27 protein-coding genes are annotated in these 24,483 nt (G+C 60.3%); 8 read left to right on the top strand and 19 right to left on the bottom strand.

Annotated features, from left to right (window positions below):
- Positions 1–967 precede the first annotated feature (967 nt).
- Positions 968–2,719, top strand: a complete 1,752-nt coding sequence (locus tag J3A75_RS09825) for a DUF6270 domain-containing protein (RefSeq protein ID WP_209650098.1) — start codon at positions 968–970, stop codon at positions 2,717–2,719.
- Positions 2,720–2,755: 36 nt separating this feature from the next.
- Positions 2,756–3,355, top strand: a complete 600-nt coding sequence (locus tag J3A75_RS09820) for an SGNH/GDSL hydrolase family protein (protein WP_209650097.1) — start codon at positions 2,756–2,758, stop codon at positions 3,353–3,355.
- 213 nt (positions 3,356–3,568) lie between these two features.
- Here J3A75_RS09820 and tnpC read toward each other — a convergent pair whose 3' ends face one another.
- From tnpC to tnpA, 3 genes are all read right to left on the bottom strand, one after another.
- Positions 3,569–5,092: an IS66 family transposase gene (gene tnpC / locus J3A75_RS09815; protein ID WP_209650096.1), complete on the bottom strand. Its 1,524-nt coding sequence runs from the start codon at positions 5,090–5,092 to the stop codon at positions 3,569–3,571.
- Positions 5,093–5,160: 68 nt separating this feature from the next.
- Positions 5,161–5,517, bottom strand: coding sequence for an IS66 family insertion sequence element accessory protein TnpB (gene tnpB / locus J3A75_RS09810; RefSeq protein ID WP_043072964.1), 357 nt, complete (start codon positions 5,515–5,517; stop codon positions 5,161–5,163).
- Positions 5,514–5,921, bottom strand: coding sequence for an IS66-like element accessory protein TnpA (gene tnpA / locus J3A75_RS09805; RefSeq protein WP_209650095.1), 408 nt, complete (start codon positions 5,919–5,921; stop codon positions 5,514–5,516). Before tnpA ends, tnpB begins: the two co-directional genes overlap by 4 nt.
- A gap of 170 nt (positions 5,922–6,091) precedes the next feature.
- Between tnpA and J3A75_RS09800 the strand changes: the two genes are divergently transcribed.
- On the top strand, positions 6,092–7,234 hold the full coding sequence (locus tag J3A75_RS09800; RefSeq protein ID WP_209650094.1) for a tyrosine-type recombinase/integrase: 1,143 nt from the start codon (positions 6,092–6,094) through the stop codon (positions 7,232–7,234).
- A gap of 165 nt (positions 7,235–7,399) precedes the next feature.
- Here the strand turns inward: J3A75_RS09800 and J3A75_RS36455 are convergent, their stop codons facing one another.
- The 3 genes from J3A75_RS36455 to J3A75_RS09785 all read right to left on the bottom strand — a co-directional run bounded on the left by J3A75_RS36455 (position 7,400) and on the right by J3A75_RS09785 (position 9,045).
- Positions 7,400–7,927, bottom strand: coding sequence for a hypothetical protein (locus J3A75_RS36455; RefSeq protein ID WP_245364342.1), 528 nt, complete (start codon positions 7,925–7,927; stop codon positions 7,400–7,402).
- 127 nt (positions 7,928–8,054) lie between these two features.
- On the bottom strand, positions 8,055–8,360 hold the full coding sequence (locus tag J3A75_RS09790; RefSeq protein WP_209650093.1) for a hypothetical protein: 306 nt from the start codon (positions 8,358–8,360) through the stop codon (positions 8,055–8,057).
- Positions 8,361–8,364: 4 nt separating this feature from the next.
- Positions 8,365–9,045, bottom strand: a complete 681-nt coding sequence (locus tag J3A75_RS09785; protein ID WP_209650092.1) for a hypothetical protein — start codon at positions 9,043–9,045, stop codon at positions 8,365–8,367.
- Between the two features lie 221 nt (positions 9,046–9,266).
- Here J3A75_RS09785 and J3A75_RS09780 point away from each other — a divergent pair, with 221 nt between their 5' ends.
- The 3 genes from J3A75_RS09780 (at position 9,267) to J3A75_RS09770 (ending at position 10,279) form a co-directional block, all read left to right on the top strand.
- Positions 9,267–9,536 (top strand): hypothetical protein, encoded by a 270-nt coding sequence (locus J3A75_RS09780; RefSeq protein WP_209650091.1) that lies wholly within the window; start codon positions 9,267–9,269, stop codon positions 9,534–9,536.
- 175 nt (positions 9,537–9,711) lie between these two features.
- Positions 9,712–9,906 (top strand): hypothetical protein, encoded by a 195-nt coding sequence (locus J3A75_RS09775; protein ID WP_209650090.1) that lies wholly within the window; start codon positions 9,712–9,714, stop codon positions 9,904–9,906.
- A gap of 34 nt (positions 9,907–9,940) precedes the next feature.
- A complete protein-coding gene (locus J3A75_RS09770; RefSeq protein WP_209650089.1) occupies positions 9,941–10,279 on the top strand; it encodes a hypothetical protein in 339 nt (112 codons plus the stop codon).
- Positions 10,280–10,325: 46 nt separating this feature from the next.
- Here J3A75_RS09770 and J3A75_RS09765 read toward each other — a convergent pair whose 3' ends face one another.
- The 3 genes from J3A75_RS09765 to J3A75_RS09755 all read right to left on the bottom strand — a co-directional run bounded on the left by J3A75_RS09765 (position 10,326) and on the right by J3A75_RS09755 (position 12,465).
- Positions 10,326–10,595: a hypothetical protein gene (locus J3A75_RS09765; protein WP_209650088.1), complete on the bottom strand. Its 270-nt coding sequence runs from the start codon at positions 10,593–10,595 to the stop codon at positions 10,326–10,328.
- Between the two features lie 310 nt (positions 10,596–10,905).
- Positions 10,906–11,271, bottom strand: coding sequence for an SLOG family protein (locus J3A75_RS09760; protein ID WP_209650087.1), 366 nt, complete (start codon positions 11,269–11,271; stop codon positions 10,906–10,908).
- Between the two features lie 25 nt (positions 11,272–11,296).
- Positions 11,297–12,465 (bottom strand): IS3 family transposase gene (locus tag J3A75_RS09755; protein WP_103984744.1). Its coding sequence is split into 2 segments (ribosomal slippage): positions 11,297–12,198 and positions 12,198–12,465, totalling 1,170 coding nucleotides; the frame shifts between segments, so codons are not numbered across the junction.
- A 58-nt stretch (positions 12,466–12,523) separates the two neighbouring features.
- Between J3A75_RS09755 and J3A75_RS09750 the strand changes: the two genes are divergently transcribed.
- Complete coding sequence (locus tag J3A75_RS09750; protein WP_209650086.1) at positions 12,524–12,709, top strand: hypothetical protein; 186 nt, start codon at positions 12,524–12,526, stop codon at positions 12,707–12,709.
- A 95-nt stretch (positions 12,710–12,804) separates the two neighbouring features.
- Here J3A75_RS09750 and J3A75_RS09745 read toward each other — a convergent pair whose 3' ends face one another.
- From J3A75_RS09745 to J3A75_RS09720, 6 genes are all read right to left on the bottom strand, one after another.
- Positions 12,805–13,725 (bottom strand): UDP-glucuronic acid decarboxylase family protein, encoded by a 921-nt coding sequence (locus J3A75_RS09745; protein ID WP_409518658.1) that lies wholly within the window; start codon positions 13,723–13,725, stop codon positions 12,805–12,807.
- 89 nt (positions 13,726–13,814) lie between these two features.
- Positions 13,815–15,143 carry a UDP-glucose dehydrogenase family protein gene (locus tag J3A75_RS09740; RefSeq protein WP_209650084.1) on the bottom strand — a complete coding sequence of 443 codons (1,329 nt, stop codon included), beginning with the start codon at positions 15,141–15,143 and terminating at the stop codon, positions 13,815–13,817.
- Between the two features lie 310 nt (positions 15,144–15,453).
- Positions 15,454–16,410, bottom strand: coding sequence for an FkbM family methyltransferase (locus J3A75_RS09735; RefSeq protein ID WP_209650083.1), 957 nt, complete (start codon positions 16,408–16,410; stop codon positions 15,454–15,456).
- Positions 16,411–16,454: 44 nt separating this feature from the next.
- Positions 16,455–17,528 (bottom strand): class I SAM-dependent methyltransferase, encoded by a 1,074-nt coding sequence (locus tag J3A75_RS09730; RefSeq protein WP_209650082.1) that lies wholly within the window; start codon positions 17,526–17,528, stop codon positions 16,455–16,457.
- A 357-nt stretch (positions 17,529–17,885) separates the two neighbouring features.
- Positions 17,886–18,530, bottom strand: coding sequence for a class I SAM-dependent methyltransferase (locus tag J3A75_RS09725; RefSeq protein WP_209650081.1), 645 nt, complete (start codon positions 18,528–18,530; stop codon positions 17,886–17,888).
- A gap of 334 nt (positions 18,531–18,864) precedes the next feature.
- Complete coding sequence (locus J3A75_RS09720; protein WP_209650080.1) at positions 18,865–20,061, bottom strand: glycosyl transferase family 90; 1,197 nt, start codon at positions 20,059–20,061, stop codon at positions 18,865–18,867.
- A 355-nt stretch (positions 20,062–20,416) separates the two neighbouring features.
- On the opposite strand from J3A75_RS09720, the gene J3A75_RS09715 reads away from it, so the two are divergent.
- Entirely contained in the window at positions 20,417–22,165 is a 1,749-nt protein-coding gene (locus J3A75_RS09715) for a hypothetical protein (RefSeq protein ID WP_209650079.1), read from the top strand.
- 120 nt (positions 22,166–22,285) lie between these two features.
- Here J3A75_RS09715 and J3A75_RS36450 read toward each other — a convergent pair whose 3' ends face one another.
- From J3A75_RS36450 to J3A75_RS09695, 4 genes are all read right to left on the bottom strand, one after another.
- Complete coding sequence (locus tag J3A75_RS36450) at positions 22,286–22,423, bottom strand: hypothetical protein (RefSeq protein WP_245364343.1); 138 nt, start codon at positions 22,421–22,423, stop codon at positions 22,286–22,288.
- Between the two features lie 117 nt (positions 22,424–22,540).
- Positions 22,541–22,699, bottom strand: a complete 159-nt coding sequence (locus J3A75_RS09705; protein ID WP_209650078.1) for a hypothetical protein — start codon at positions 22,697–22,699, stop codon at positions 22,541–22,543.
- Between the two features lie 282 nt (positions 22,700–22,981).
- The gene (locus J3A75_RS09700; protein ID WP_209650077.1) at positions 22,982–23,194 is read right to left on the bottom strand and encodes a hypothetical protein; all 213 of its coding nucleotides are present in this window, start codon (positions 23,192–23,194) and stop codon (positions 22,982–22,984) included.
- Between the two features lie 321 nt (positions 23,195–23,515).
- The gene (locus J3A75_RS09695) at positions 23,516–24,310 is read right to left on the bottom strand and encodes an ABC transporter permease (protein WP_209650076.1); all 795 of its coding nucleotides are present in this window, start codon (positions 24,308–24,310) and stop codon (positions 23,516–23,518) included.
- Positions 24,311–24,483: the final 173 nt, after the last annotated feature.

Below are 24,483 nucleotides of genomic sequence, written 5' to 3'. Positions count from 1 at the left end.
CGCGCGCCGGCATCCCAAAGTGCCGGCGCCGCGACCCGGGCGGCGAGGATCGTCGTCTCCAAGACGCGAGGCCCCGCAGTCAGGGGGCAGGGCATCGCCGGTCGTTGGCAGGTCATGACGGCTCCGCGGCTTCCCCCGATTACCATGGGTCCGAATGGTTACCGTGATATCTTCATCGAGGGCGTGCGCGCAGATGTGATGCGCTGATCTGTGCTCTCGCATTGTTCGGAGCTCGCAAAGTTGACCACCGAGCCGAGATGGCCGCTGCCGGGTGTCCTGAGGTCCACGCCGTGCGGTTGACCTACCTGCGTCGGCGATGCGTTTTGGTGTTTCGCGAAGAGTGCACTTTGCCGCATTCATGAGGGGGAGGGAGCGTCAGCTGAACCCCCATCCTGGCCGGTCCATGAAGGTCCAATAGCGTCGGGGAAAAACCCTTCTTAATCAGCATTTTGCCGAATGGTATGGGAATATAGGTCCAAGCCGGTTCGGCGTGATCTGTTCCGATCTTGGTGGGGTTGGTGGGGTAAATGGTGGGGTAGAAAACACGCGCGATCACTCGATGACCGGCGCTGACGGTTCAGAAGCTCGCGGAACCAGTGCGCCACGCCAATGCAGATGGGCTTCACCTCGTCATCGATCAGCATGACGGGAAAGGCCGGTACTCCTCTACCATCTGTCAGGGCAGCGCTGCGCAATCGGGTTCGGGTACGTTAGGCACCTTCTCGCGCGGGCTTGTGAGAAGGCGGCGCGAGTTGGGTCGATGGTGCCTTGGCGGGGAAATTTCGTCCAGGCGCGGCAGGCTGTTGCGAAACGGCTACTCCAGGATGAGTATCGCTCCCAACGAAGGGCCTTTAGGTTGTGATGTAACCGCGGGCCCGCTATTGCATGGCGAGTTCACGGAAGCGTGAACTGCCGCGCGTCGGCTACCAACCGCGCGCGATCTCCGTATTCGCCGAGCGGCTATATTATGGCACAAAGCGTAGCAAGCGCGCAGTTATTCCAGATCAGCGCCTCGCCGAATTCGGTAAATTATTCGTCGAAAAATAAAGCGAAAGTATTATCCCTTGGCGGATGTGTGACGCACGACGTCGCTAAATATTGCGAGTCAATTGCAATTCAGCACTGTGGGCATCTCTGGAGACGTCCTACTATTCCATCGATGTCTGACATGCCTTCGAGATTTGAAGACCTGCCTGATGTATTTCCTTCTATTTTACGGAAATACTGGCAAGATGATTTCCGCAAAACTCATTGGAGGGAAATTTCATCAAGCGACGCCAATATTCTGCTTTTTGATATCACAAGAGACATTTGGTGTAAAATTATTGATCTAAATAATGGGGTATACATAATTGACCCCATGAGTGTTAAGGGCATCATGTGGGACGGGCCGTTAGAGGAATCGCATGTAAACGATTATCTTGGTAAAAATTTTCCACGGCTAAGCTATAAAGATATTATTTATTTCGATCTTCTGTGCGAAAGCTTTGACAAATTCATCGAATTTGCAATTGAAAAATTTGACATGGTAATTCTGAATGAGCTTTATTTTACAGATCGGTTGGCTTCAGAACAGCCGCTCTACTGGGGGGATCGAGCCCTAGTTGAAGAAGTCAATGATTTTCTCGCTCGAATGTACAAATTTGTCGCGGAGAGATATGGTGGTGTCATAATAAATCGCGTTTCGAGAAAAGCTCTTCTGACCGGAAGTGCTGTTAACTGGAGCGGGCCGACATACACACACTATATTCCGGAAGCGGTATCGCTTTTTGTGGAGAATGCAAATTCTATAATTTTGGGCAAAAATAACAATCCGGGATCGTTCCTTATAAAAAATTCCCTCGATAGAGCTAAACGATACGAGGATCTTCTCAGGTCGCGCGATCAGGCTGCTCATCAACGTGATGATCAGACAGCTCTATTAGCTGCCGAGCGCCAACAGCAGGATGTGCTGCGCGGTGAGTTGGCGGCGGTTATACATCAGCGAGACGAGCAATCAGCTTGGCTGGCCGCTGAGCGCCAGATGCAAGAAGCCTTGCGTGGCGAATTGGCGCTGGCCATTCAGCAACGTGATGAGCAGACGACTCGGCTGGCCATCGAGCTCCGAACGCAAGAAGCCTTGCGTGGTGAATTGGCAGCGGCCATCCATCAACGAGACGAACAGGCAGCTCAGCTGGCTGCCGAGCTTCAGACGCAAGAGGTCTTGCGCGGGGAATTAGCCGCGCTCATCCATCAACGTGATGAGCAGTCAGCTCAGTTGGCTGCCGAGCGCCACGCGCATGATGTACTGCGCGGTGAATTAGCAGAAGCCATCCATCAACGTGACGAGCAGTCAGCTCAGTTGGCTGCCGAGCGCCACGCGCATGATGTACTGCGCGGGGAATTAGCAGAAGCCACCCGTCAACGTGATGAGCAATCAGCTCAGGTGGCTGCCGAGCGCCAGACTCAAGAAGCGTTGCGCGGTGGATTGGCAGCAGCCATTCATCAGCGGGACGAACAGACAGCTCAGCTCATAGCCGAGCGCCAGACACAAGAAGTCCTGCGCGGGGAAGTGGCAGCGCTCATCCATCAGAGGGACGAACAGGCAGCTCAGCTAGCGGCCGAGCGCCAGACGCAAGACATACTGCGTCAAAAATTGTCAACGTATGAGCATGATTATCGAGGCCGGCACGGAATGGTCAAGCCAAGGTGGGGCGGTTTTGCATTGAGAAAAAATTGATATTCGCGGATCTTAGGCTGGAATTTGAGGAATTAAATGACCGTTATCGCTGTGATCGGATCCTCGAATGCAGCAGGTGTCGGGGCTTCAACTTACATTCGTGATCCGGATCAGTTAACCGGCTGGTGTTCTCCAGGATCAAGTTGGGTTGGGCTTTTGGCTGAGCGATATGAGAGCAGCGTACGTATATTGAATTTTTCTCAATCCGGAATGGGGTCTACCTGGGCAAGGCAGCGGATCTTAGAAACACCGGAAATCAGCCATTCTCAAGCAGCAGTTGTCTGTACAAATCCGATTTTGGATTATGAAAATCTCCATACATACTATGACAATTTGTCGGCAATCATCGAATTATGCAGAAAGATGAATATTTATGTGGTCTTGAGGGGGGCTTACAGCAACAATTCGTATAGTCGAAAACAGTATGAGGATATGCTACGACTCAACGAGTCGATAAATAGCATGGGGTATTCGGTTATTGATCACATGGCGTGCCTTTCTGATGATTGTGGGCATTACATTGGTGGAAAAGCGTATCACATCGATGGTCTTCATCCATCAGACGCAGGTCATAAGGTTTTATTTCAGGCTTGTATTGATCAAAAGATCATCGAAAACATACTGCAAAATGCCTGAGCACAATATGTAGGCGATTTAATATTTTCTAAATTCTAGAAATACTCGCCCAACCCGCCTGCCAGCCGACCAGAGAGGCCTTCGGAGGCTGATCAGGCGGGTTATCGGCGCCCACTGAGCCCAAATCTAAGCCTGTCCATAAAAGTCCGAGACCGTCCGGGAAAAGCCGTTATTTATCAATGCATTGCGGTGTGATATAGGTAAGCGCTGTCCTCAGGCCACGGCTTTGAGGGCTGGCGTTGGCTGGTAAGCCCAGGGCAGCAGATCATCGAGGTGCCGCTGCGGATGGCCCTCGACGATGCGGGTGATGACGTCGGCCAGGTAAGCCTGCGGCTCGACGCCGACGAGCTTGCAGGTCTCGACCAGCGAGGCGATCACCGCCCAGTGCTCGCCCCCGTGGTCCGAACCAGCAAACAGGGCATTCTTCCGGTTCAAAGCCAGCGGCCGGATCGCGCGCTCGACGGTGTTGGAGTCGATCTCGACGCGCCCGTCGGCGAGGAACAGGCTCAGCCCCGCCCAGCGGCTCAGGGCGTAGCGGATCGCCTCCGCGAGGTTGCTCTTGCGGCTCAGGAGGTCGAGCTTCTCCCGCAGCCACGGCTCCAGCGCTTCGATCACCGGCCGGCTTCGCTCCTGACGGGCCGCCCGTCGCTCCTCGGCCGGACGCCCGCGGATCTCGGCCTCGATCCGGTAGAGCACGGAGATGCGCGACAGCGCCTCTGTGGCGATCGGCGAGGCCGCGGCAAGGTCATAGAATTGCCGACGCACATGGCTCCAGCAGTGGGCCAGCCGCACTGCGCCGCCCTTGGCTAAGCTCTCGTAGGCCGCGTAGCCGTCGACCTGCAGCACGCCTGCAAATCCGGAGAGATGCGCGATCGGTCGTCCAGCCGTGCGGTCGGGCGCGTACACGTAGGCGACGCCGGGCGGATCCGTCCCACCCCAGGGCCGGTCGTCGCGCGCATACGCCCAGAGCTGGCCGGTCTTGGTGCGGCCGCGGCCCGGATCGAGCACCGGTGCCGTGGTCTCGTCGGCAAACAGCTTGCCAGAGCGTTTGAGCGTCTCCAGGAGCCGCGCGTGCACGGGCCGGAGGAGGAAGGCGGCGCGCCCGACCCAGTCGGCCAGCGTCGAGCGGTCGAGGCTGACGCCCTGGCGGGCGAAGATCTGCGCCTGTCGATACAGCGGCAGGTGGTCGGCGTATTTGGAGACGAGCACCTGCGCGACCAGAGCGTCGGTCGGTAGGCCGCCCTCGATCAGCCGCGCCGGCGCGGGTGCCTGCACGATTGCGTCCCCGCAGGCGCGGCAAGCGTAGCGTGGGCGGCGGATCACCAGCACCCGGAACTGCACCGGCACCACGTCGAGGCGCTCGGATACGTCCTCGCCGATCCGATGCAGGGCACCCGAGCAGCACGGGCAGACGAGGCTGTCGACATCGATCACGTGCTCGACTCGCGGCAAGTGGGCGGGCAGCGCCCCACGTTTCGTGCGCCGCTTGGCCCTCCGCGCCTCCTGCTTGGTCGGTTCATTCTCCTCGGCGGCAAAGCCCGCGGCCTCGACCTGCTCGGCCTCCTCCAGCCCGAGCAGGAGCTGATCCTCCGGCAGGCTCTCGGCGCGGCGGCCGAAGCGGTGGCGCTGCATCGCCAGGATGATCTGGCGCAGCCGCTCGTTCTCGGCGCGCTCCTCGGCGAGCAGCGCCTTGAGCGTCTCGGGATCGTCGGACGAGGGCGAAGCAGGCGCGGCCACGAAGCAGATGAGAGCAGATCCGCCAGTGACTTACCACTGCGATGAAGCCCGCTGGCCAGCCTTTTTGCTCAGCCGGCAACCGCCGGCACGCTCACGGCACGCGCTGCATGGACGCGCTTCCAGTCCAAGCCTTCGACGAGCGCCGCGAGCTGCGCCGCACTCAGCCGGATCACGCCGTCCTCGATCTTCGGCCAACAGAACTGACCCGCCTCCAGACGCTTGGTCGCGAGGACCAGCCCGCTTCCATCCCAGACCAGGAGCTTCACCCGATCAGCGCGTTTTGACCGGAACACGTAGACCGTGCCGGAGAATGGGTCCGCGCCCATTGCGTCCCGGACCAGAGCGGCCAGCCCGTCCATGCCCTTGCGGAAGTCCACAGGCCGTGTGGCCAGCATCACGCGCACCGCGCCGGAGGGCCCGATCATAGGGGAGCCTTCAGCGCCCGGATCACCGCGGCGATCTGAGCCGCGCTCGCGTCCTGAGCGATGCGGACCGTGGCACCTGCGATCTCGACTTCGATGCCGTGGCAGCCGCATCGCTCCCCCACCCCGGGGCTCATCTCGGCAGTCGTCGGCTCCTGTGGTCCCACACTCATCACGGCCGGCACGAACTGCAGTGGGCGCTCGCCGTCGTGTCTCCCAACCTGACGCATCAGGCGTCGCCACGTGAACAGCTGCGAGGCGCTCAATCCATGCCGGCGCGCCACGGCGCTGATCGAGGTGCCCTGCCCATCGCTCTCGGCGACGATGGCGGCCTTTTCTTTATCAGACCACGTGCGCCGCCGGCCGGCCCCGGTGAACAGCTCCAGGCGCCGGATCGGCTCCGACATAGCCATACGCCCTGACATCGACATGTGACGGAGCTCCCATTCCGCTCCGTATGTCGCCTTCACACCGACTGCCGGAAGGTGCCGCCCAGACAGCGCTTACTGATATAGGCGGATCGATCCAGGCCGAATCAACGTGGTCCGCCACGATTATAAGGTAGTTGGCGGGGTAGATGGCGCGAGCGATCAACCGAATGTCGGCCCGGACAGTTCAGACGCTCGCCGAGCCGGGCCGGCACGCCGACGGAGATGGGCTTTACCTTGTCATCGACCAGAACGGCGGAAAGCGTTGGGTTTTTCTCTACCGCCTAGCCGGACGGCGCCGCGAAATGGGACTTGGGTCGCTACGCACCATCTCGCTCGCGAAAGCCCGCGAATTGGCAAATCGTGCCCGGACGATGGTGGCCCAGAGGGAGGACCCTATCGAGGCTCGGCAGGCCGCCGCGCCCTCCCCCGACCCGGCCCCCATACCGAGCGTGCCAACCTTCGCCAAAGTGGCCGAAGCCTTCATGGACGAGCGTGACGGCGGTTGGCGCAACGCCAAGCACCGCCAGCAATGGCGCACCAGTTTGATGACCTATGCCGCGGGGCTCTGGGAGAAGCCGGTCTCCGAGATCGGCACTTCAGACGTTCTGGCCGTGCTGCGTCCGATCTGGCGCGAGAAACCTGAGACAGCGAGCCGGCTTCGTGGCCGGATCGAGCGCGTCCTCGACGCAGCGAAGGTCGAGGGTCACCGGCAGGGCGAGAATCCGGCGCGCTGGCGGGGGCATTTGGAGCACACGCTACCGAAGCCCGGCAAGCTGTCCCGAGGCCACCACCCTGCCCTGCGCTACGCTGAGGTTCCTGCGTTTGTCGCAGCCCTGCGTACCCGCGTGGCCGCTTCCGCTCGGGCCCTGGAGCTCATCATCCTGACGGCCGCTCGCTCCGGCGAGGTTCGCGGCATGCGGGCAAGCGAGGTCGATCTGGACGCTGCTATCTGGACGGTGCCGGCGGAGCGCATGAAGGCTGGCCGGCAGCACAGGGTTCCGTTTGGGCAGATGCGGGCGGTCATGATCTCGCCACCGCAACTGCTGCCGTCGTTGCTGCGCTGCAACAGACGGTTAAGCATCGGGTCCCTACGCTGGTATCTCCCGCATGGAGGACATACGCAGCATGGCCAACAAGCACTTCATCCACGCGTCCGCCCACCCAACGGCTACGATCCGCCTCGGCAGCTTCGACGTGCCGTGCACGGTGCTCTCGTCCACCGAGGCCACTGCCCACGTCCGCGTCATCACCACCGGTGGTATTCCGGAGCACCTGACCTTCGTTCGTGACGGCGAGGTTCGGCGCGGCCGAGTTGCGCTGCGCAAGCAGGGGCCGCTTGGCCTCGATCTTTGGCTCGACCTGAAGGTGGCCCAGGACGCTCGCGCGGCCTGATAGAGGCCCGGACTTAAGGCCGCTTCGAGCTGCTGGGCAGCAGGCTTGGTGATAGCTCGCGGTCATTCTGCGGCCTCGGCGATCGGCGCGAGGGGCTTCCACCGACTACATGCGGGAGATCTTGCCTGCACGTCGCTGGCAGCCCCGCGGGTCCAGCCGCGCTGCATCAGCCCGCATTTCAGGTACGTCTTCGCCATCCGCCGACGGAATAGGTGCTTGCAGGAGCAGCAGGTCTCGCTTGCAGGACCGCTACCCGGCAGCGCGGCGTAGCCCTTCGGCGTCGTACTAGCTCGCAGGCGCTTTCGCTCCTGAGGCGTCATCGCGCGGTCGAGGTTGAACAGGTCGGCGATGCTAGGACTCGCCACGGGCGCCTCCCGTCGCGAGGGCTTCCTTTCGGGCGGAACCGCGGCCTCGGCGATCACCGCCTCGAGGATGTCGCCGGCATGCTTCCGCGGCTCGGCGCCGTGCTCCAGCGCGAACGGGAGGAGCCAGTGCAGCACGAAGGCCTGCTCGTCCTCCGCCCGCATCTTGATCTCGGCGCGTCCGAACTCGCGGAAGGCATGCGCGATCGGACCGGCCTCAAAGCACATGATGCTGAGGACGTCCCGGATTTCCGGTGTCAGCTCGCGTGAGAAAATGAGATCTCGATCGCCAGCGAAATGTTGGACCATGGAGCTACTCACATTTGTCAGTGTCAGAGGGCTTCCAGTCGGCTGCTCAATTGGTAAGATCAGCTTGTTGGCGCCTGGATGAGAAGAGCGCCCACATAGGGAAACGCATTCGCAGAGGCTCGACATGATCGACGCCAAAAATCTCTGGCAGGTTCAAACTGGCAGTCGCGTACGCCGGACGGATGGCGGCGAGCTTCTGGTAGTATTGAGTAGTCATTTTGATGGAGATGGGAGCGTTAAGCTTCGATGTCTTAAGCAAAATGACCTTAGATACGTCACCATCCAGGGTGCAAAGCTCTCGCTGGCAGCCTGACGGTGTGCCCTCGGGCGTGATGGTGCTGGACTCGGCCATGCTGCTACTCCGCGGGCGTGAACAGGGAGGCCGGGGCGGATCGGACTGACCGCTTCCGGACCGGGAAGAGCGCGGGCATGGTCGCCCGGGTCGCCTCCCTCGTGATGCGCGCCACGTGGCAGCGCAGGTTGTAGACGGCCGGGAAGAAGCCCCTCGTCGGCAGGCGCAGGCCGCTGGGCGCGATCACCGCGAAGCCGTCTCCGTCCGGGCTGCTCTCGGCCTGGAAGCCGTCCCCTAGGATCCGCTGCGTGATCTCGACGAGCCTCGCCGGATCGCCGGTACCCCATGCCTCGCCGACCTGGCCGTTCGCGTAGACGGCCAAGATCAGGTCGACGTTGAGCGGCGACTCTGCCGGCTGCCGAAGGGCGACCATCGCCCCCTGCGCCGGCTGCGGTCGGTCCTCACCCGCGAAGGGCTGGCGGTAGACGGTGGCCGGAATCGGGAGCGGCCCCTTCTTGTCCTTCCGCTGTTCCGCGATGACCGCAGCCAGGATGTCCTCGGCCAGCCCGGGGCGATCGTTGCCGGCCGACCGGAAGCCGGTCTCGCTCGGGAACGGCTTGCCGGCGTCAATGGCATAGAAGCAGCACCACCGGTCGCGCTCGACGATGGCGCGGATGCCCTCGACCTCGACCACGGGGAAGGTTCGGACTGTCGCCTCGAAGTTGAAGAGGTCGGGCGCGTTCATGCCGCCGCCCCTTCGCCGTTCGCCGGGGCGCGCCACTTAGATCCTGCCCCCAACATAGGCTTAGCAGCCAAGCCCCCTGATAATTGTCCTATGTTAAATCCAGGTCCGCACAGCGGCTGGAAATCGGCCCACGGAGACTTATCGAATGCTGTATTTACAATCCTATACGGCCGATATATAGACTCCGCGTTCTGGGGAGCGGGTTTTGTAGGGAACACGCCATGACTGATATGACACCGATCGCGGATGAAGCCGCGACACGCTTGGCCTTTGGCCTCATGCGCAGTGCCTATCTCGATCTCGCGCGGACGTTGCGCAGTATCGAAAAGGAGCCCGCCAACGAATTGCTGCGCGCTGTAGAGCACCGGATTGTGTACCGGCTTGGCTCTTCTGCTGAGCAGGATTGCCCAGACGGTTCCACGCAGGAGGGTGCGCTCGCCTTGGCTGCTGGTCGCGTTCGAAGCGTGCTCCGCGAAGCGCAAGAGGCTTGAGCCTCGCTTCGCAATGGGTGGGCGGTTCTCCGCCTCGTGCGCGAACCGCCCCACCACCGCGCACCTGCACGCGGCCAGCGCCAGCACGCCGGAGTCGTCTTCGTCGTAGAGGCAGTCGAAGATGTGCGCTGGCGCATGCCGAGCGATCACCACCCGACCCAGATACGAGCCAGCAATGATGCTGGAGGCGGTCATGGATCGGTCAGACAACGTCGTGCAGCTTCGTCCCCCGAGCGCACCGAGCCGTGCTGTCGCTCGGAGCCGGCCTGAGCCGGAACGCGGCCTCGCCGATGTGCTCGTGGTTGGTGGGGCGCTGGCCGGTCTGATGCTGATCGCGCAGCAGCTCGTTCTTGGATTGAGCGCGGGGTGAGGTTTTGTCATCGCGGCGCTCCCTTACCGCCCGAATGGATTGGCGCGGCAAGGAGCCGCTGAACCCGGCCGACGGCATGATCGTTGACCGCGCGATGTCCGATCCGATGATCCCGCTGATCTCGGCTGCCGCGTTCGTCGGCGTGGGCTGCCTGATCATTCACGCCGGACGGCAGTACGACGACGCAATCCAGCACACGCTGACGGTCTTCGCGCTTGTGATCGGGATGTTGGTCTTGATCGGCGTGACCGCGAAGCTGCGGTCCATGATGGGCGTCGGACGCATGTCGCATCGGATCGAGGCCCGGTCGCAGGTCGATCAGCCGACGTCGGTCCGCGTGGCGCGGAAGCCCGACATAGGGCCGAGCCAGTAGAGCGACCTGACACCGCCAGAAATCAACAATGTGTGGTAGCGGACGGTCAGACATCGAACATCTCCGCAATGTCGCGATCGACGGGCAGGCCCATGGCCCGGTTGAGCTGAGCCTCGACGACGAGGTCGGCCATGCTAGGCTCGCGGTCGCGGCGCGCCTGGTCGGCGGCGCGGCGCTGGGCCTCGCGCACGAAGGCCGGGTGATCCGGCACGCACGCGCGGGCCGCCTTCAGCCCGTGCTTCGCCTTCACGTGCGAGAACAGCGCCTCGGTGTCGGCGAGCGTGCGGGTGCAGTGGGGGCAGCGGTGCGCGCTCATGCCGGCCTCCCGTTGCCGCCCGCCTGGAGGGGCTGCGGATCCCGCGCGCGGAGCCGGACGCACAGGCTCCAGCCGCGGCGCAGCGGGACGAGCTCGCCGCGGCACAGCAGCGCCACGACGGTCCGGATCGGCAGACGGCGGCCGGCGCACTCGGCTCGGTAGGACGTGGGCTCGTCGCTGAGCTGCGGCCGCACCATCCGAAACTGGCCGTGCGATCCCGGACGGCGCTACGTCTTGCGGACCGCGATCCGGCACACGCCCGCCTCGCGGATCGTCGCCAGCACCTCGATCTGGCGCGGAGTGAGCGGCTTCATATCCGCGCCTCCACCACCGGCAGCCCGGCGGCGCGCGCCTTGCGCACGAGATCCGCCGTCCCCTTGCCGCCCGGAAATGCGATCACCGCGTCGGGCCGGCCCTCGGCGATCAACTTCGCGTTCCGCAGTGGTCCGGCCTGCCGGCCGTAGCGCTGCCAGTCCGCGCGGAAGCACGTCACCGGGATTTCGCTGGCGCGGGCCCACCGCTCTGCGCCGGAATCGGCGCCGGTAGCCCCGCCTTGGATCACGTGGGTGATCAGGACGTTCGAGGATCGGTCCAGCGCGTCGGCGCACAACTCGGTGGCGTGCGCCTCCACCTTCGGCTTCAGGAAACGGAGAAGGGCCAGTGCCGGCAACAGCACAGCAGCTTGATGGACTTGCTCCGGTTTAATGGAGAGCGGTTTGGTGGGTGAAGCCCCTCTCGAACTGGATAGGGCTGGTGTAGCCCAGCGCCGAGTGACGGCGGCGGGGATTGTAGAAGCCATCGATGTAATGGGCCAGCGCGACGGTGGCCTCGGCTCGCGTCTGGAACGCGGTGCGCCAGACCAACTCGCTCTTCAGCGTCTTGAAGAACGTCTCGACCATCGCATTGTCGAAGCAATTTCCCTTGCCAGACATCGAAATCACGATGCCATGTCCTCGTAGTTCTGCCTGATACTCGTTCGAACAATACTGACTGCCGCGGTCGGAATGATGGAGCAAATCTGATCCGGGCTGCCGGACAACGAGGGCTCGTCGCAGCGCGGTCAGCGCGAGTTGCTTGTGAAGGCGGTCGCCCGCCGCCCAGCCGACGACCCGTCGAGAGTACAGGTCGAGGACCACCGCCAGGTACAGCCAACCCTCCCGCGTCCAGATGTAGGAGATGTCGCTTCCCCACTTGCGATCGGGCCCGGCCGCCGTGAAGTCTTGGTCGAGGTGGTTGGGCGCGATCGGGAAGGCGTGGCCGCTGTCCGTCGTGCGCCGGAAGCGCCGCGGCTGGCGAGCCTTGAGCCCGTTCTCCCGCATCAGCCGGGCCACGCGTCTTCGGCCTGCCGCCAAACCCTGCTCACGCAACTCGTGGGTCATGCGTGGGCTGCCGTACGTCTCGTGCGAGAGCGTGAAGGCGGATCGGACATGGGCGAGTAGCACGAGGTCCTCGCGCTGCCGCGTCGAGGCCGGACGGTTCTTCCAAGCGAAATAGCCGCTCGGACTGACATCGAGGACCTTGCACAGGCGCGCGACCGGGAAGTCCTTCTTCGCCGCGTCGACGAGGCGAAACCTCATCGACTTCCCTCCTTGGCGAAAAAAGCCGTGGCCCGCTTCAGGATCTCCCGCTCCTGGCGCAGCACCTCGTTCTCGCGCCGCAGGCGCTTGAGCTCGGCGGCCATGTCCTCCTGCCGATCGGCCGGCGGGTTGTCCATCTCCCGCTCACGCCGGCCGTCGATCCAGTTGCGCAGCGTCGAGAGCCCGACGCCGAGATCGGCGGCCACCTCGCGGCGGGACCGCCCGCTCGTCTGCGCTAATCGCACCGCCTCAGCACGAAACTCGGGGGTAAAGGTCTGCTTCCGGTCTGCCATCGGAACCCTCCTCCTTCAGGAAAAGAGCTCTCCACTTTTGCGGAGCAAGTCCAGGGCCGTGTTCGACAGCATCGCGCTCGCGGACCTCGCCAAGGCCATCAACGGCCTGACTGCGGCCATCGTCGCGGACACAGCCTCCGAGGAGGCGCAGCACACCAGCCAGATGACGGCCGCGATCATCCGATTCACCGAGGTCATGGACCGATGGGAGGACGATCACGGCCGGCAGCCGCGAAGGCGGTGACCGCCACGTCTAGGCCGACAACCCTAGCCCGCCCGGCTCACCGCCGCGGCGGGCTTTTTCCTGGAAAGAATGCTGCTATTGGCCAGCGTATAGGCTCATGCAAGCTGACTCTTAAAATATTGAATAGTGCGCGCGACGCCTTCACGGAGCTGTATTGTTGGCTCCCAGCCGAGAACCTCCTTAGCTTTTGTGATGTCGGGCCGCCGCTGGCGCGGGTCGTCCGGCGGAAGGGGCTTATAGACCAGCTTCGACGAGGAGCCGGTGAGTTCAAGCACCAGCTCTGCGAGCTGTCGGATTGTGAATTCGCCGGGATTGCCGATGTTGATCGGACCGGTGACAGTGTCGTCGGTCGCCATAAGGGCGATGAAGCCGCGGATCAGATCGTCGACATAGCAGAACGACCGCGTCTGACTGCCGTCACCGTAGAGTGTGACCTCCTCGCCCCTTAGCGCTTGCATGATCAGGTTCGAGACGACGCGACCGTCGTTCGGATGCATCCGCGGGCCATAGGTGTTGAAGATCCGGACGACCTTGATCGGCATGTTGTGCTGCCGCCGGTAGTCGAAGAACAAAGTCTCGGCGCAGCGCTTGCCCTCGTCGTAGCAGGAGCGGAAGCCGATCGGATTGACCCGCCCCCAGTACTCCTCGGGCTGCGGGTGAACCTCCGGGTCGCCATAGACCTCCGACGTCGATGCCTGGAACACCTTGGCTCGCACGCGCTTGGCCAAGCCGAGCATGTTGATCGCGCCGATGACGCTGGTCTTGGTCGTCTGGACCGGATCGAACTGGTAGTGAACGGGTGATGCCGGGCAGGCGAGATTGTAGATCTCGTCGACCTCGACATAGAGCGGGAACGTCACGTCGTGACGCATCGCTTCGAAGTTCGAGTCGCCGAGCAGATGCTCGATGTTCTTCCTGCTGCCCGTAAAATAGTTGTCAACGCACAGGACGCTGTGCCCCTGCGTGAGTAGCTGCTCGCAGAGATGCGAGCCGAGGAAGCCGGCGCCGCCGGTCACGAGTATTCTCTTCGAGCTGCTATTTCGCACGAGAACGCCTTCAGTATGAAAGGTGGCAGGACAATGAGCCGCGCGGTCCGAGGCGCGGGTTACGCCTTCGCGACCGCCCGGCCGACGCCCTCGTAGGTGAAGCCGTGCTCCGTGACGGCCTTGGCATCGTAGATGTTGCGCAGGTCGACCAGGACCGGGGCCGAGTCGCCGGACGACATGGACTTGCGCAGGCGGGTGAGATCGAGCGCCCGGAACGCGTTCCATTCGGTGACGATCACCACGGCGTCAGTGCCCTCAGCGCAGGCGTAGGCGCTCTCGGCGAGTTCTACCGTCGGCATCATCGGTCGGGCCTGCTCCATGCCCTCGGGATCGTAGGCGCGGACCGCGGCGCCGGCATCCTGCAGGCCCGCCACGATCGCCAGCGAGGGCGCGTCGCGCATGTCGTCGGTCTCCGGCTTGAAGGTGAGGCCGAGGAGGGCGATCGTCTTGCCCCGCACCGACCCGCCGCAGGCCTTGATCACCTTGCGCGCCATCGCGCGCTTGCGCTGATCGTTGACCGCCACCACCGTCTCGACCAGCCGCAGCGGCGTGCCGGCATCCTGAGCGGTCTTGACCAAGGCCAGCGTGTCCTTTGGGAAGCACGAGCCGCCGTAGCCCGGGCCGGCATGCAGGAACTTCGACCCGATCCGGTTGTCCAGGCCGATGCCGCGCGCCACCGCCTGCACGTCCGCGCCGACCTCCTCACACAGGTCCGCGATCTCGTTGATGAACGTGATCTTCGCCGCCAGGAACGCGTTCGCCGCGTACTTGGTCAACTCGGCCGTGCGGCGGCCCATGAGGTAGATGGGGGCAGCGTTGAGGCTGAGCGGGCGGTAGATCTCGCGCATCACCTTCTCGGCGCGCGGATCGTCGGTGCCGACGACGATGCGGTCGGGGCGCTTGAAGTCGGCGATCGCGGCGCCCTCACGCAAGAACTCCGGGTTCGACACGACCGCAAATTCGGCACAGGGATTGGCGTCGCGGATGATGCGCTCGACCTCGTCGCCTTCGCCGACCGGCACGGTCGACTTGGTCACCACCACGGTGAAGCCGGACAGTGACTCGGCAATCTCCCGGGCGGCGGAGCGGACGAACGACATGTCGGCGAAGCCGTCGCCGCGGCGGGAGGGAGTGCCCACCGCGATGAACACGGCGTCGGCCTCGGCTACAGCCTCGCGCATGGAGGTGCTGAACGCGAGCCGGCCCTGACGGACGTTCTCTGTGACCAGGACGTCGAGGCCCGGCTCGTAGATCGGCATGCGGCCGGCGTTGAGGCTCTCGATCTTGGTGGGGTCGCGGTCGATGCACACGACCGTGTGGCCGAAATCGGCCAAGCAGGCTCCGGAGACCAGGCCTACGTATCCAGCCCCAATCATGGCTATTTTCATGGACCAGCTTTCTTTTAAGGATCGATGAGATCAGCGGATCTGAAGCTACGCCACGACCACGCAGGAGAGATAATTTTTTATATTCGAAAAGAAGTTGTGTAACAAGCAGTGCCTGCAGCAGGCGATGCCGATCGCGGCATCCAAGTTCTTCAGAACCCAGGCGACACACCTCTCAAATCGCCCGGCTCCGGCCGCGGCGGTATTTTGAGCCTGACCGTCTGTTATCACGCGGTCTCCGGCAGTTTGGACGGCCGCCGCTACTTCGGCCCGCCCGGCTCAACACCGCAGCGTCCTTTTTTATATCTGAGACTCAGCCCCAGATGTCCTGCGGCTTGAGGTGCATCTTTCGGTCGCTTGACCACATCCCGATGCTGATGACGTCTATGCCCCTATCCTCAGCCTCCGACACCGACACCGCCCCCTTGCCATCGACGAGGTAGAATGCATCGTATCCGATGCCGTCGAGGAACGATCGATAGTCGGACCAACTCATTCCCGACATCGATCGGAGCTGGCCGAAGTTAATTTCCGATAGAATGACGGGCTTGTCCCTGGCGATCAGCTTCTCGCCGCCTCTGAAGACGCTCGGTTCCGCGCCTTCGACGTCGATCTTGATAAATGATACCGGACCGATGCTAAGATCATCAAGGCGCACCATCGAGATCTTATCTTGCTTGATCGCCGGATCATTTATCTGACTGGAGACCCAAGAGTTGCCAGGATTTCTGTCGTTCGGACGCCACGTTATAAATGCGTCGCCATGAGTGTCGCTGAGCGCTTTCTGATACAGCGTGACGTTTTTTGTAAGCTTGCTGGCAGCTATACTCTTACCTAGGTGTTCAAACGTCGTTGGGCGAGGCTCGAAGGCGTGGACGCTGCCGTTATCGCCAACTAAACGCGCCATCATGATGGTGAACCATCCGATGTTCGCACCGATATCAAGAACTGTCTCGTTCGGCATCACGATGGCGCGCACAAAACGGCTCTCATTATATTCATAATTGCTGAATAGGCATCCGCGAGATACATAATCGTCGGAAAGATCGACATAAATAAAATCGGACGTTCCGCTGATCTGAAACATGCCCCATTTTTCGGTAGGGAACGAACAAGTGTAGCGAGCCCTAAACTCTTCACTTGCCACAAGGACCGAGATCAGCTCGTCAAAATCCGATAATTTTTGAAAATGTTCCACGACGTTCGATTTTTCAGGGTTGCGCTTAAGTATCAAACGGAACCCACGATGCACTTCATCGGACGTCAACATTCCAGAGCCCCGCGAAGGTTCATTATCGGCCAATCATCCAACGATCATTGAGTCTTATGGGGATTTAGTCGGACATTCCTCCAACCTTGCACGCCATCAATGTACGTAAATGGAGCGGACTCGTTCAGCCGCAGAACGGCCGGCCGTTCCATTTCCAGGATCCAGCCTGCGCTGAGGAGCGTCTGCATGAGCTGCCCTTCGATCTGCCGCGAGTGTGTGCCGATCATCATGTAGGCGACGCGCTCATTGAGTACGTCGAGGCACGAGCTGACGAGGTCATACTCGCCACCCTGGATGTCGATGTGAAGGAGGTCGAGCTGACGGTGCTCGGCGACTACTCGGTCCATGGGGACCATCGGCAGCGCATCGTGTGTGCCAGCCGCAACCGCTTTGTCCCGTTCCGCCTCGCTCGCCCCAAAGACCGGCTCAAGCCCGTAGTGGTCCCCAGGATTGGCCTGGCGCGGGAAAAGGGCAATGCCTGAGGTGGCCGCTGCCACGCCTCGATGGATGGTGTAGCGAGAAGGCGGGATGTCGTTATTCGCAAGCGTCTCCTGCGCGAAGCGGACATAGGTCTCGTCCCCCTCCACACCGATGACATGGATATCCAGTCCGGCATCCCGGGCAGCGACACCGGCATTCGTCATCCAGCACCCCCAGCCGCAGCCGAGCTCTGCCATCGTAAAGGTGCCTTGGGCGAGCTCAATCGCGCGCAGAACGGAGGCCCACTCGGCGATATCGGCGTGCCAATTTGCCACCAACGGTGGCTGCTCGACCTTGCCACCTTGACCAGCCAGTATTTGAGGGTTGACCTTTGGATCGACTTTAACACCGAGGAAATTAGTCAAAAATTGAGCGTTCGGCTTCAAATTATTTTTGGCGTGTCGGCCGATAATTTCCGGTGCATTCAGGGTGGTATTGTAGTGGGAAAGAACGTTGTTATTCAAACGCTTAAGGAACTCATTTGATTTGCCGATCGTCCTGACAATTTCAGCGGCGCTTGGGAGAGCCGCATGAAGAGCCAGGGTCGTTTCACCTTCGGGGGCTCTCCCAAGCATGACTTCGAACGCGGCGAGAGCGCAGTCGCGCATCTCCTGCTCGACAGCCTTTCGAAGATCCATTCGTGCGTCCCCTGCATCGAGCGCGACATAACATCGGTTAGCCGCCGCTGGATCAGCGACGCCACCTTGACCCTTGATAGGCGGGTCTCATCCGGCCTCCCATCTCCTAGTCCGTGGCTGTGCGCAAGGGCTTCTCGATGGGAGGAGCGGCCGGGGCATGACAAGCTGTCTTGAGCAATATGCCCTTATGGTAAGGGAGCCGGCATCCGACGAAGCACTGTCCGAGGCCGCCAGCGGAAGTCGTCGGGCAGCCATGAACTGTCACGGAGCGAGCCGATCGCCCAAAGTTTCCGGCTAGAGACCGTCCTCAAAATCGACAACGCTTCAGCCGGAAACGGAGGTTTCCTTACTACAGGGTCAAGCTTTTTGCATGATAAATTTGGGCCACTCTATCGTGAGAGGGCGCCCAATTCTGGCGGAAAATTCACCGGCGGCCTTGATCACGCCCGGCCAATTGACGTCATAATCGTCCCCGATCATGAAGCCTCCGCTTTGCAGAAGACTCCAGTAATCTTCGATATCTTGGATTGCCTCGCGATACTCGTGCGCCGCATCTACATGGACAATACTTGCCTGAATACCTGCCCTGCCGATAATTTTCGCGGCGGTGCTCGAAGTCTGAGCCATCGGTATGACATAGTTCGTCACGCCGGCATTATAAACATTCGACATAAAAATCTGATATAAATTGGGCAGCCCGTTTCTGCGCTGGAACAATGTTTTGTCGGCCCAGTGTTCAGGGGAACCCAGGAATGTGTCTACGGCTATGATTACCCCGTCGATGCCGTTGTCACGCATCGCCTTGGCCATAGCAATCGTGGACTGTCCTTTCCATACCCCGACGTCAACGATAATTTTAGGACCGGGAATTCCTGCAATTCGCGCAAGAGAAGGCGCATTGCCATTCCATCCCTGAACTTCGCTTTCAGCCGGTTCTGGTGAAAAGTCCTCCCAAATATTTGCGCCATATAATTTCTGCATTACAGTTTCAGAAATCGTCATATCTTGTTCCTGGATGCTGTGGCTGTCCTATCGACGGCTTGTGCTACAATCCAAATCGCGGATTGCCTAGGAGGTGCCGGATCTTTCTCCGACCGACGATGGTAGTGCGTCGACGCGAAAATCGGTAAGCCCCTGAGCAATCAGCCACTGGAATTGGCCGCGCCGTAAGGCCGTCGTCGCGGTTAGAGGGCGTGAGCACCGCGATGAACTCGCGCCTGCTTCCGAGTTTCGTATGGGCAGGGCAGATCACTCTGCGGCCGATTCTGCGCATGAAGGCACTTAAGCCGAGCAGGGTAGGCAGACCGATCATAGAAATTCCCATGAGCGGTCAGAGTCAGTGATTCAGCAGATCGTGATGAGCGCGATTTTGCTCGCTGAATAATCTAGATAGATATTCAGGTGTGTCGCGGAGGAACTCTCGTATTAATTGATATCCTTGCCAAGCAATATCGGCGGCGTCTTTGATATTATGCGCCACCCAGTCGATTTGCGTGCCGACATCACTCATATCAGGATTGACTGGAATGAAGTGCGTCCAAGGCCGCAGAAGTGGCGTATACGCAAGTTCTCGCGATTGCGGCGGCCGCAAGATAAGGCATCCATTCATGTACTTAAGACAAGTTCCCCAGCCTGCTGCATTGCCAGGCATATCTATATACATCGCGTATTTAGCGAATTCTTCTTCACGTACGTAGCTACCAAGCAATCCTAGCCGCTCCAGCGAAGCCTCGTATGACTTGGACCGCTCGGCATCGACCTGAGCGACGCGAGCGATTTTGCAGTCAGCCTTGTCGCCAGCGATCTCTTTTATTAGAAGACAACATTTGACTCGATAATTTTCCAAAAGGTCCTCTTCCGATCTAATCGTTCCGCCGGTCGTGGACCCCCGCCAAAACAATTTAAGCGATCTGGCTACAAAATTATCGTAGAACTCTTCTTTGGTCAGTTGTTCGATTGGATCGCGAGCGGCTTTGAGCATATATAAATCAGGCATTAGCGGCCAGTCAGTGCCAGCAGGGCGGTCCATGGAAATGTGGCCTTGCGTTCCGTGATCGCCGAAATCTATAGCCAATCGGCTATTTCCATGTTTAAATACTTTTCCGATTGCGGGGCCAATGTGCTCCATAAGTGAGCCGAGCCGACGCTGGGCAATTTTTTTGTATTCTGATTTGTCGTTGCAATTCATTAAATGAGTAGAGAACTCCACGCCAACCGGCACTAAGTCGGCTCTGCGGCTCCCTGTCTGTGATCCGCCATTCAACAGAACCGTATGCAGCGATCTTTCGGCGTATTTGATCTCGCCAATGCTCAACCCTCCTCTCTCAAAGCCGCGGTCGATGAGGGCGAATTCAGTCAAATCTCGCGACTTTCCGCGCCGTCGCACAACGTCAAACTCATCGCTTTTCATCAAATCTAATAATAAAAGCCCGACGTCATCGTAGTGGCGGTGATGCTCGATTGCAAAATCGCTCTCCGGATCCCGCTTCAACAAAAGCCGGAATGAGTCTATGACTTCTTCGCGAGTCAGCATAGCGCGCCCATTGATAGATAGATAAATCGGATCGAATTTATACGGCGGAAATACTTCCGCGAATTACTTCCACAGTTTCAGCTCGCTTGAGTGTTTCAATTTCTTACGCCAGTGCCCGGTGATGGAATTTTGCTATCGAGCCGATGCATCGTCGTACGCGTCTCTTCGAGTTCTGCAAGCCAGGCTGCTCGAACGAGCCTTCTTCGATCCAGAGATGTGGCCTATGTGTCTCAGCGCGGCACAGACAGCCGAACGCGGCCGAGGTCACAACCGAGTGTCGCTGTTATGGTCGGAGCGTCGCCGAACTGCGGGTACGCAGCGATGCGCCCCTACCTCACACCTCTTGAGGATAAGAATGCGCTTACGTGCGACCGCAGTCCTGCTTCCAGCGCTGCTCGGCAGCCAAGCGTCCGCCCTAGATGCTTCAGAGCTGGTTCAGCTCCCAAGTCGGGCCGCCTCACGTCAGCAGGTCGATCGCACAATCTACGCCGAGCAGAGCCCTGTCGGGGCATCAGAAGGAGCGAGCAGATCAGCCGCTGAAGTGGCCAAAGCGCACACGCCGCCTAGCGAGATCGGTGACCTGTCCGATGCATTGGCTTACGTGCCGACCTTGCGCGGCAAGATCACCTTGGCGCAGTGGCTCGAAGCTCCAGCGCTGCCGCAATGGTGGGGCGCGAAATGCGACGGCGTCGCTGACGATACGGTCGCGCTGCAGGCATGGCTGAATGCGCTCGGACCTAACCTGCGCGCCGCAACGCGACCCGGAACGTGCCGGTTCACGCAGCCCCTCAAATTTCCGGTAGTTCGAAAATTGTCGCTTGTCGGTGCCGGCAGTCATGCGACCACGTTCTTGTACGACGGCGCTAGTACAACCGCCGACATCATCACGATTGGTGATACCGCGTCTAATGCGCAGGTTGGAGAGTGGAATCTTTCCGGATTTCGTGTCGCCTCAAATGTAAAGATGACCGCTGGGTCAGGTCTGCGAATGCATCGCTTGGTGCGCTCCGTCATCCGGGACCTGATAGCTGACGGTCAAGATGGTAACGGGATGCTGTATAACGGTTTGTGGTTCGATCAAGTCGATCAGACTGTGCTGTCTCAGTTCGAAGCCCGCGGAGCAGGGGATGCTCTACGTCTAAACGGAACGGCCGGACCCGGACCAAAAGCGGGCTTGTTCGTACAGCAGGGTAAAATCACTGGAAGCCGCGTAGGTATTCGCGTTGGCGGCGGCTTTGGAGGCTTCTACCTCGACCAGACCGACGTTATCGATAACGGTACTAATATCATTGTTGATCACACGCTTGCAAACGAGGGAAATAGAGAGATCTTCATCGGCTCCACCGTCTCATTCGACAGCGCGTTGGATGCATCTTCGGGATCTATCGTTGTCGATGACAGCCTTGCCGGCAACGCGATGCTTGTGTTCACCGGAACGTGGGCGAATGCTGGTCGTGGGCATGGGCTGTGGGTCAGGAAGTGGGCCGACTCCGACTTGATCTGGACGGGGGGAACGATTGGAGCGTTCGCCGACAACGTCAGAGCGGATGATGCATCTGCACGTGTCACGATCGGTGGCGGTGCTGCAATCAGAGCCGCGCGCGAATGGGGCGTCAATCCCAACGTTGCGGGACACAGCGTTGCCGTTGGTGGCGCTAGATTTGTCGGTAACAAGAAAGGGAACATCAATCCTGCCAATCCCAGTGCTGCCTATCTGGATTCGACATTTGTTCGCGCCTCCAATGTATTGTCTGGCACGTTCCGTCTTGACGCCGCCGCATATTGGCAGCTCCAGGGAGGCAATCCGCTGTTCCAGTACGATGCAAATGATTACTCAGTGTTTGATCGTTCGTCCAATAATATTCTAACGCACATAGGCGGATCTTACATCAGCCGAATTGGATCTGATGGTATGCAAGTCAAGAAGAACCTGTTTGTTGATCAATCAACTTATCTAAATGGAGCTGTGGAGGTCGCTGGATCTGCGAACTTCAAAGGTCCGATCCAAGCGAATGGCATCTCTGGCATCACCACTAGGAAAGCCGCTGGATCATGCATGTTTACGATAACATCTGGTCTTATCACCGGGGTGACGGGCTGCTAATCCATTATGTTATCTTGTTGTCGTTGGAGGCGAGCCGCTCGATGTGTTGATTGTGTTGTCCGACTTTTCCAGCGACGCAAACATGGCGCGAGGTCGGGATTGTGCGGCGCCACGTGAAGGTCACGGCTCGGCGCTCTCGCGGATCCCGAGCGATGCGAGCAGCTTGCGCCCGGCCTCGGTCATGTACCACGCGCGCCGACCGGTCCGTCCGCGGGTCGCGCGCTCCTCGACGTAGCCGAGCTCCTGCAGGATCGGCATGACGGTTGGGTAGGCCTCGTGCCGCAGGCCGCCGGAGTTCTTGGCGACGGCTCGCTGAGCTTCGAGGTGGCGGCCGCGGATCGGGGCCTCTGGTTCGGAAGGCGTAGCCGCACTGGGCTACCGCGCGTCGCCGTCTTCGACGAGCCTGCGGCACGCGGCGAGGCGCCACAGATCGGCATCCGAGAAGACCAAGTCGTCGATCTGCCAGCGTTCGAGCTCGTCGCCGATCGGCGCAACCGCGACGCTGGCGGCTCGTAGCGCCGTCTCGACCTTCATGGGCGGGGCAACCTCGTCGTCCGTCGCGCTACGTCGCGGCCACGATCATCCGTAAGCGTGCTTCAACCATTCGTTTCTCATCCGACCGCATTGCCATATCGGCAGCCACCCGCTCGACGATTCGGTGGGTAGCTGCCTCGTCCAGGCCGAGCCCGCGGGCGAAGCCGTCCAGTCGCCGCATCCTGCGCTGAGTAGTGGCCTGTTGGCGTATGGGGGCTTGATCCTCGCTCATTCCTTCACCGGATGCGCCAGCAGGATCGCGGTCCGGACCGCGTGCTGCTTCTATCGTTGGGTCGCGTGAACGTCCTTCAGCACCAGCGTCGCGAACGTGCTGCCCCGGACCGCGGTGTTGAGGTCGAGTGCATATCCGGCGGTCAGCGGATAGGCTAAGGTTGCCAGATTCGCGAGCACGGCGTCCACCGCTGCGTTCACCTCGTCATCAGTGACGGCCTTCGACTTGAATAGTTCTGAGACGGTCGGGGGATCCTTGGCCATGGGCCGGCCTATTGCAGCCTGGTCGTCGACGAGTCCATGAGACCGAGGCGTAGTGCCAGCTGCATCACCTCCCCATTCGTCAGGGTCTCACCGTCAACGAGCCAGCGCGGATATCTCCTGCTCCAGAGCCGACATTGCAGCCATAGGCTCGGAGCGCCACAACAGCTTCGGGAAGCGTTCTTTGAGGTTCGCTCATAAGGCGAGGTCACCGGAGAAAGGTGTGTGGCGTCGATACTGCGCCGCCTATCGCTGACACGCCGGCTGCCTTAGGCGATGGACGCCATCGGCTGTCCGGCGTGCCGTCTACACCCGTGCCCGCTTTCAGGCGTTCATTTTGCTAACAACGTGTTTGATAAGCAGCAATCCGATGGTGGCTGAGGTCAATGCAAACAATACCACGTAAAGACCGTCAACTTGGATGCCGGCGTACGGATAATAAGCTGATCTGACCCATTCGGCGCATTGGAGAGCGGGATTGTATTTCATCCAATAGTAAATCTTGTCGGGCATATAGCTTGGTAGAAACATCACGCCGCTGGAAATATATAGAATGATGCTAAAGAGTGCGTAGCCAATCATCCATCCTGGGAAAAAGCCTATAATAGCAACATTGACCGTTCCTATGCCAATGCCGAGTAGGATGGCGGCTAGATATCCGCACATGGCAGTGAATGGATCTGCAGGTATAGGATTGGAGCCAATGACGACGAGCACAAAAACAACAACTAAGAGTGCCAGAAACCCGGTCACGATCTCAACTAGAACTCGAGATAAAACAACATCAAATAACTTTACTTGTGGGTAGTAGGTCAATGGTCGGTTCATAATCACCGATTTCATAACTTCGCGCGATATGTATTGGAAAACCAGAACGGGAACTGCGCCCGTCGCGAAGAATAAGGCTCGGTTATCGCCCAGCGGCGCAGCAACTTTTTGAAACGTATAAATTGCAATCAGCACGAAAACGTGGACGCAGGGCCAGAGCACGATCACCCCATACCCCCACAGAGAGGCTCCGAAACGGGTTCGCATATCTCGAAGGATCAGCGCGTGCAGGACGTGCAAATACGATTCGCCTGGAGATTTCTCGTGCCGAGCTGCGATTGGAAGTTCCATGGTACCTAGCCTCGATCGCTCGGTACGGCTCTCGGCAAAAAAGCGGGCGAAAGTGCGTTGACGGAGCGTCAAACGGTTCCGTGGCCGGCCCAGGACTCGGGCTCGGCCGTGGTGTCATGCTGCGGACCAGCTACCAGCCCGTCGCACCGCCGCCGGTAAGCCTCCCACTTAAG

Source organism: Methylobacterium sp. PvP105, assembly GCF_017876975.1.
GTDB lineage: Bacteria > Pseudomonadota > Alphaproteobacteria > Rhizobiales > Beijerinckiaceae > Methylobacterium > Methylobacterium radiotolerans.
The sequence above is the reverse complement of the archived record's forward strand: the minus strand, read 5'-3'. Positions and strand labels throughout refer to the sequence as shown.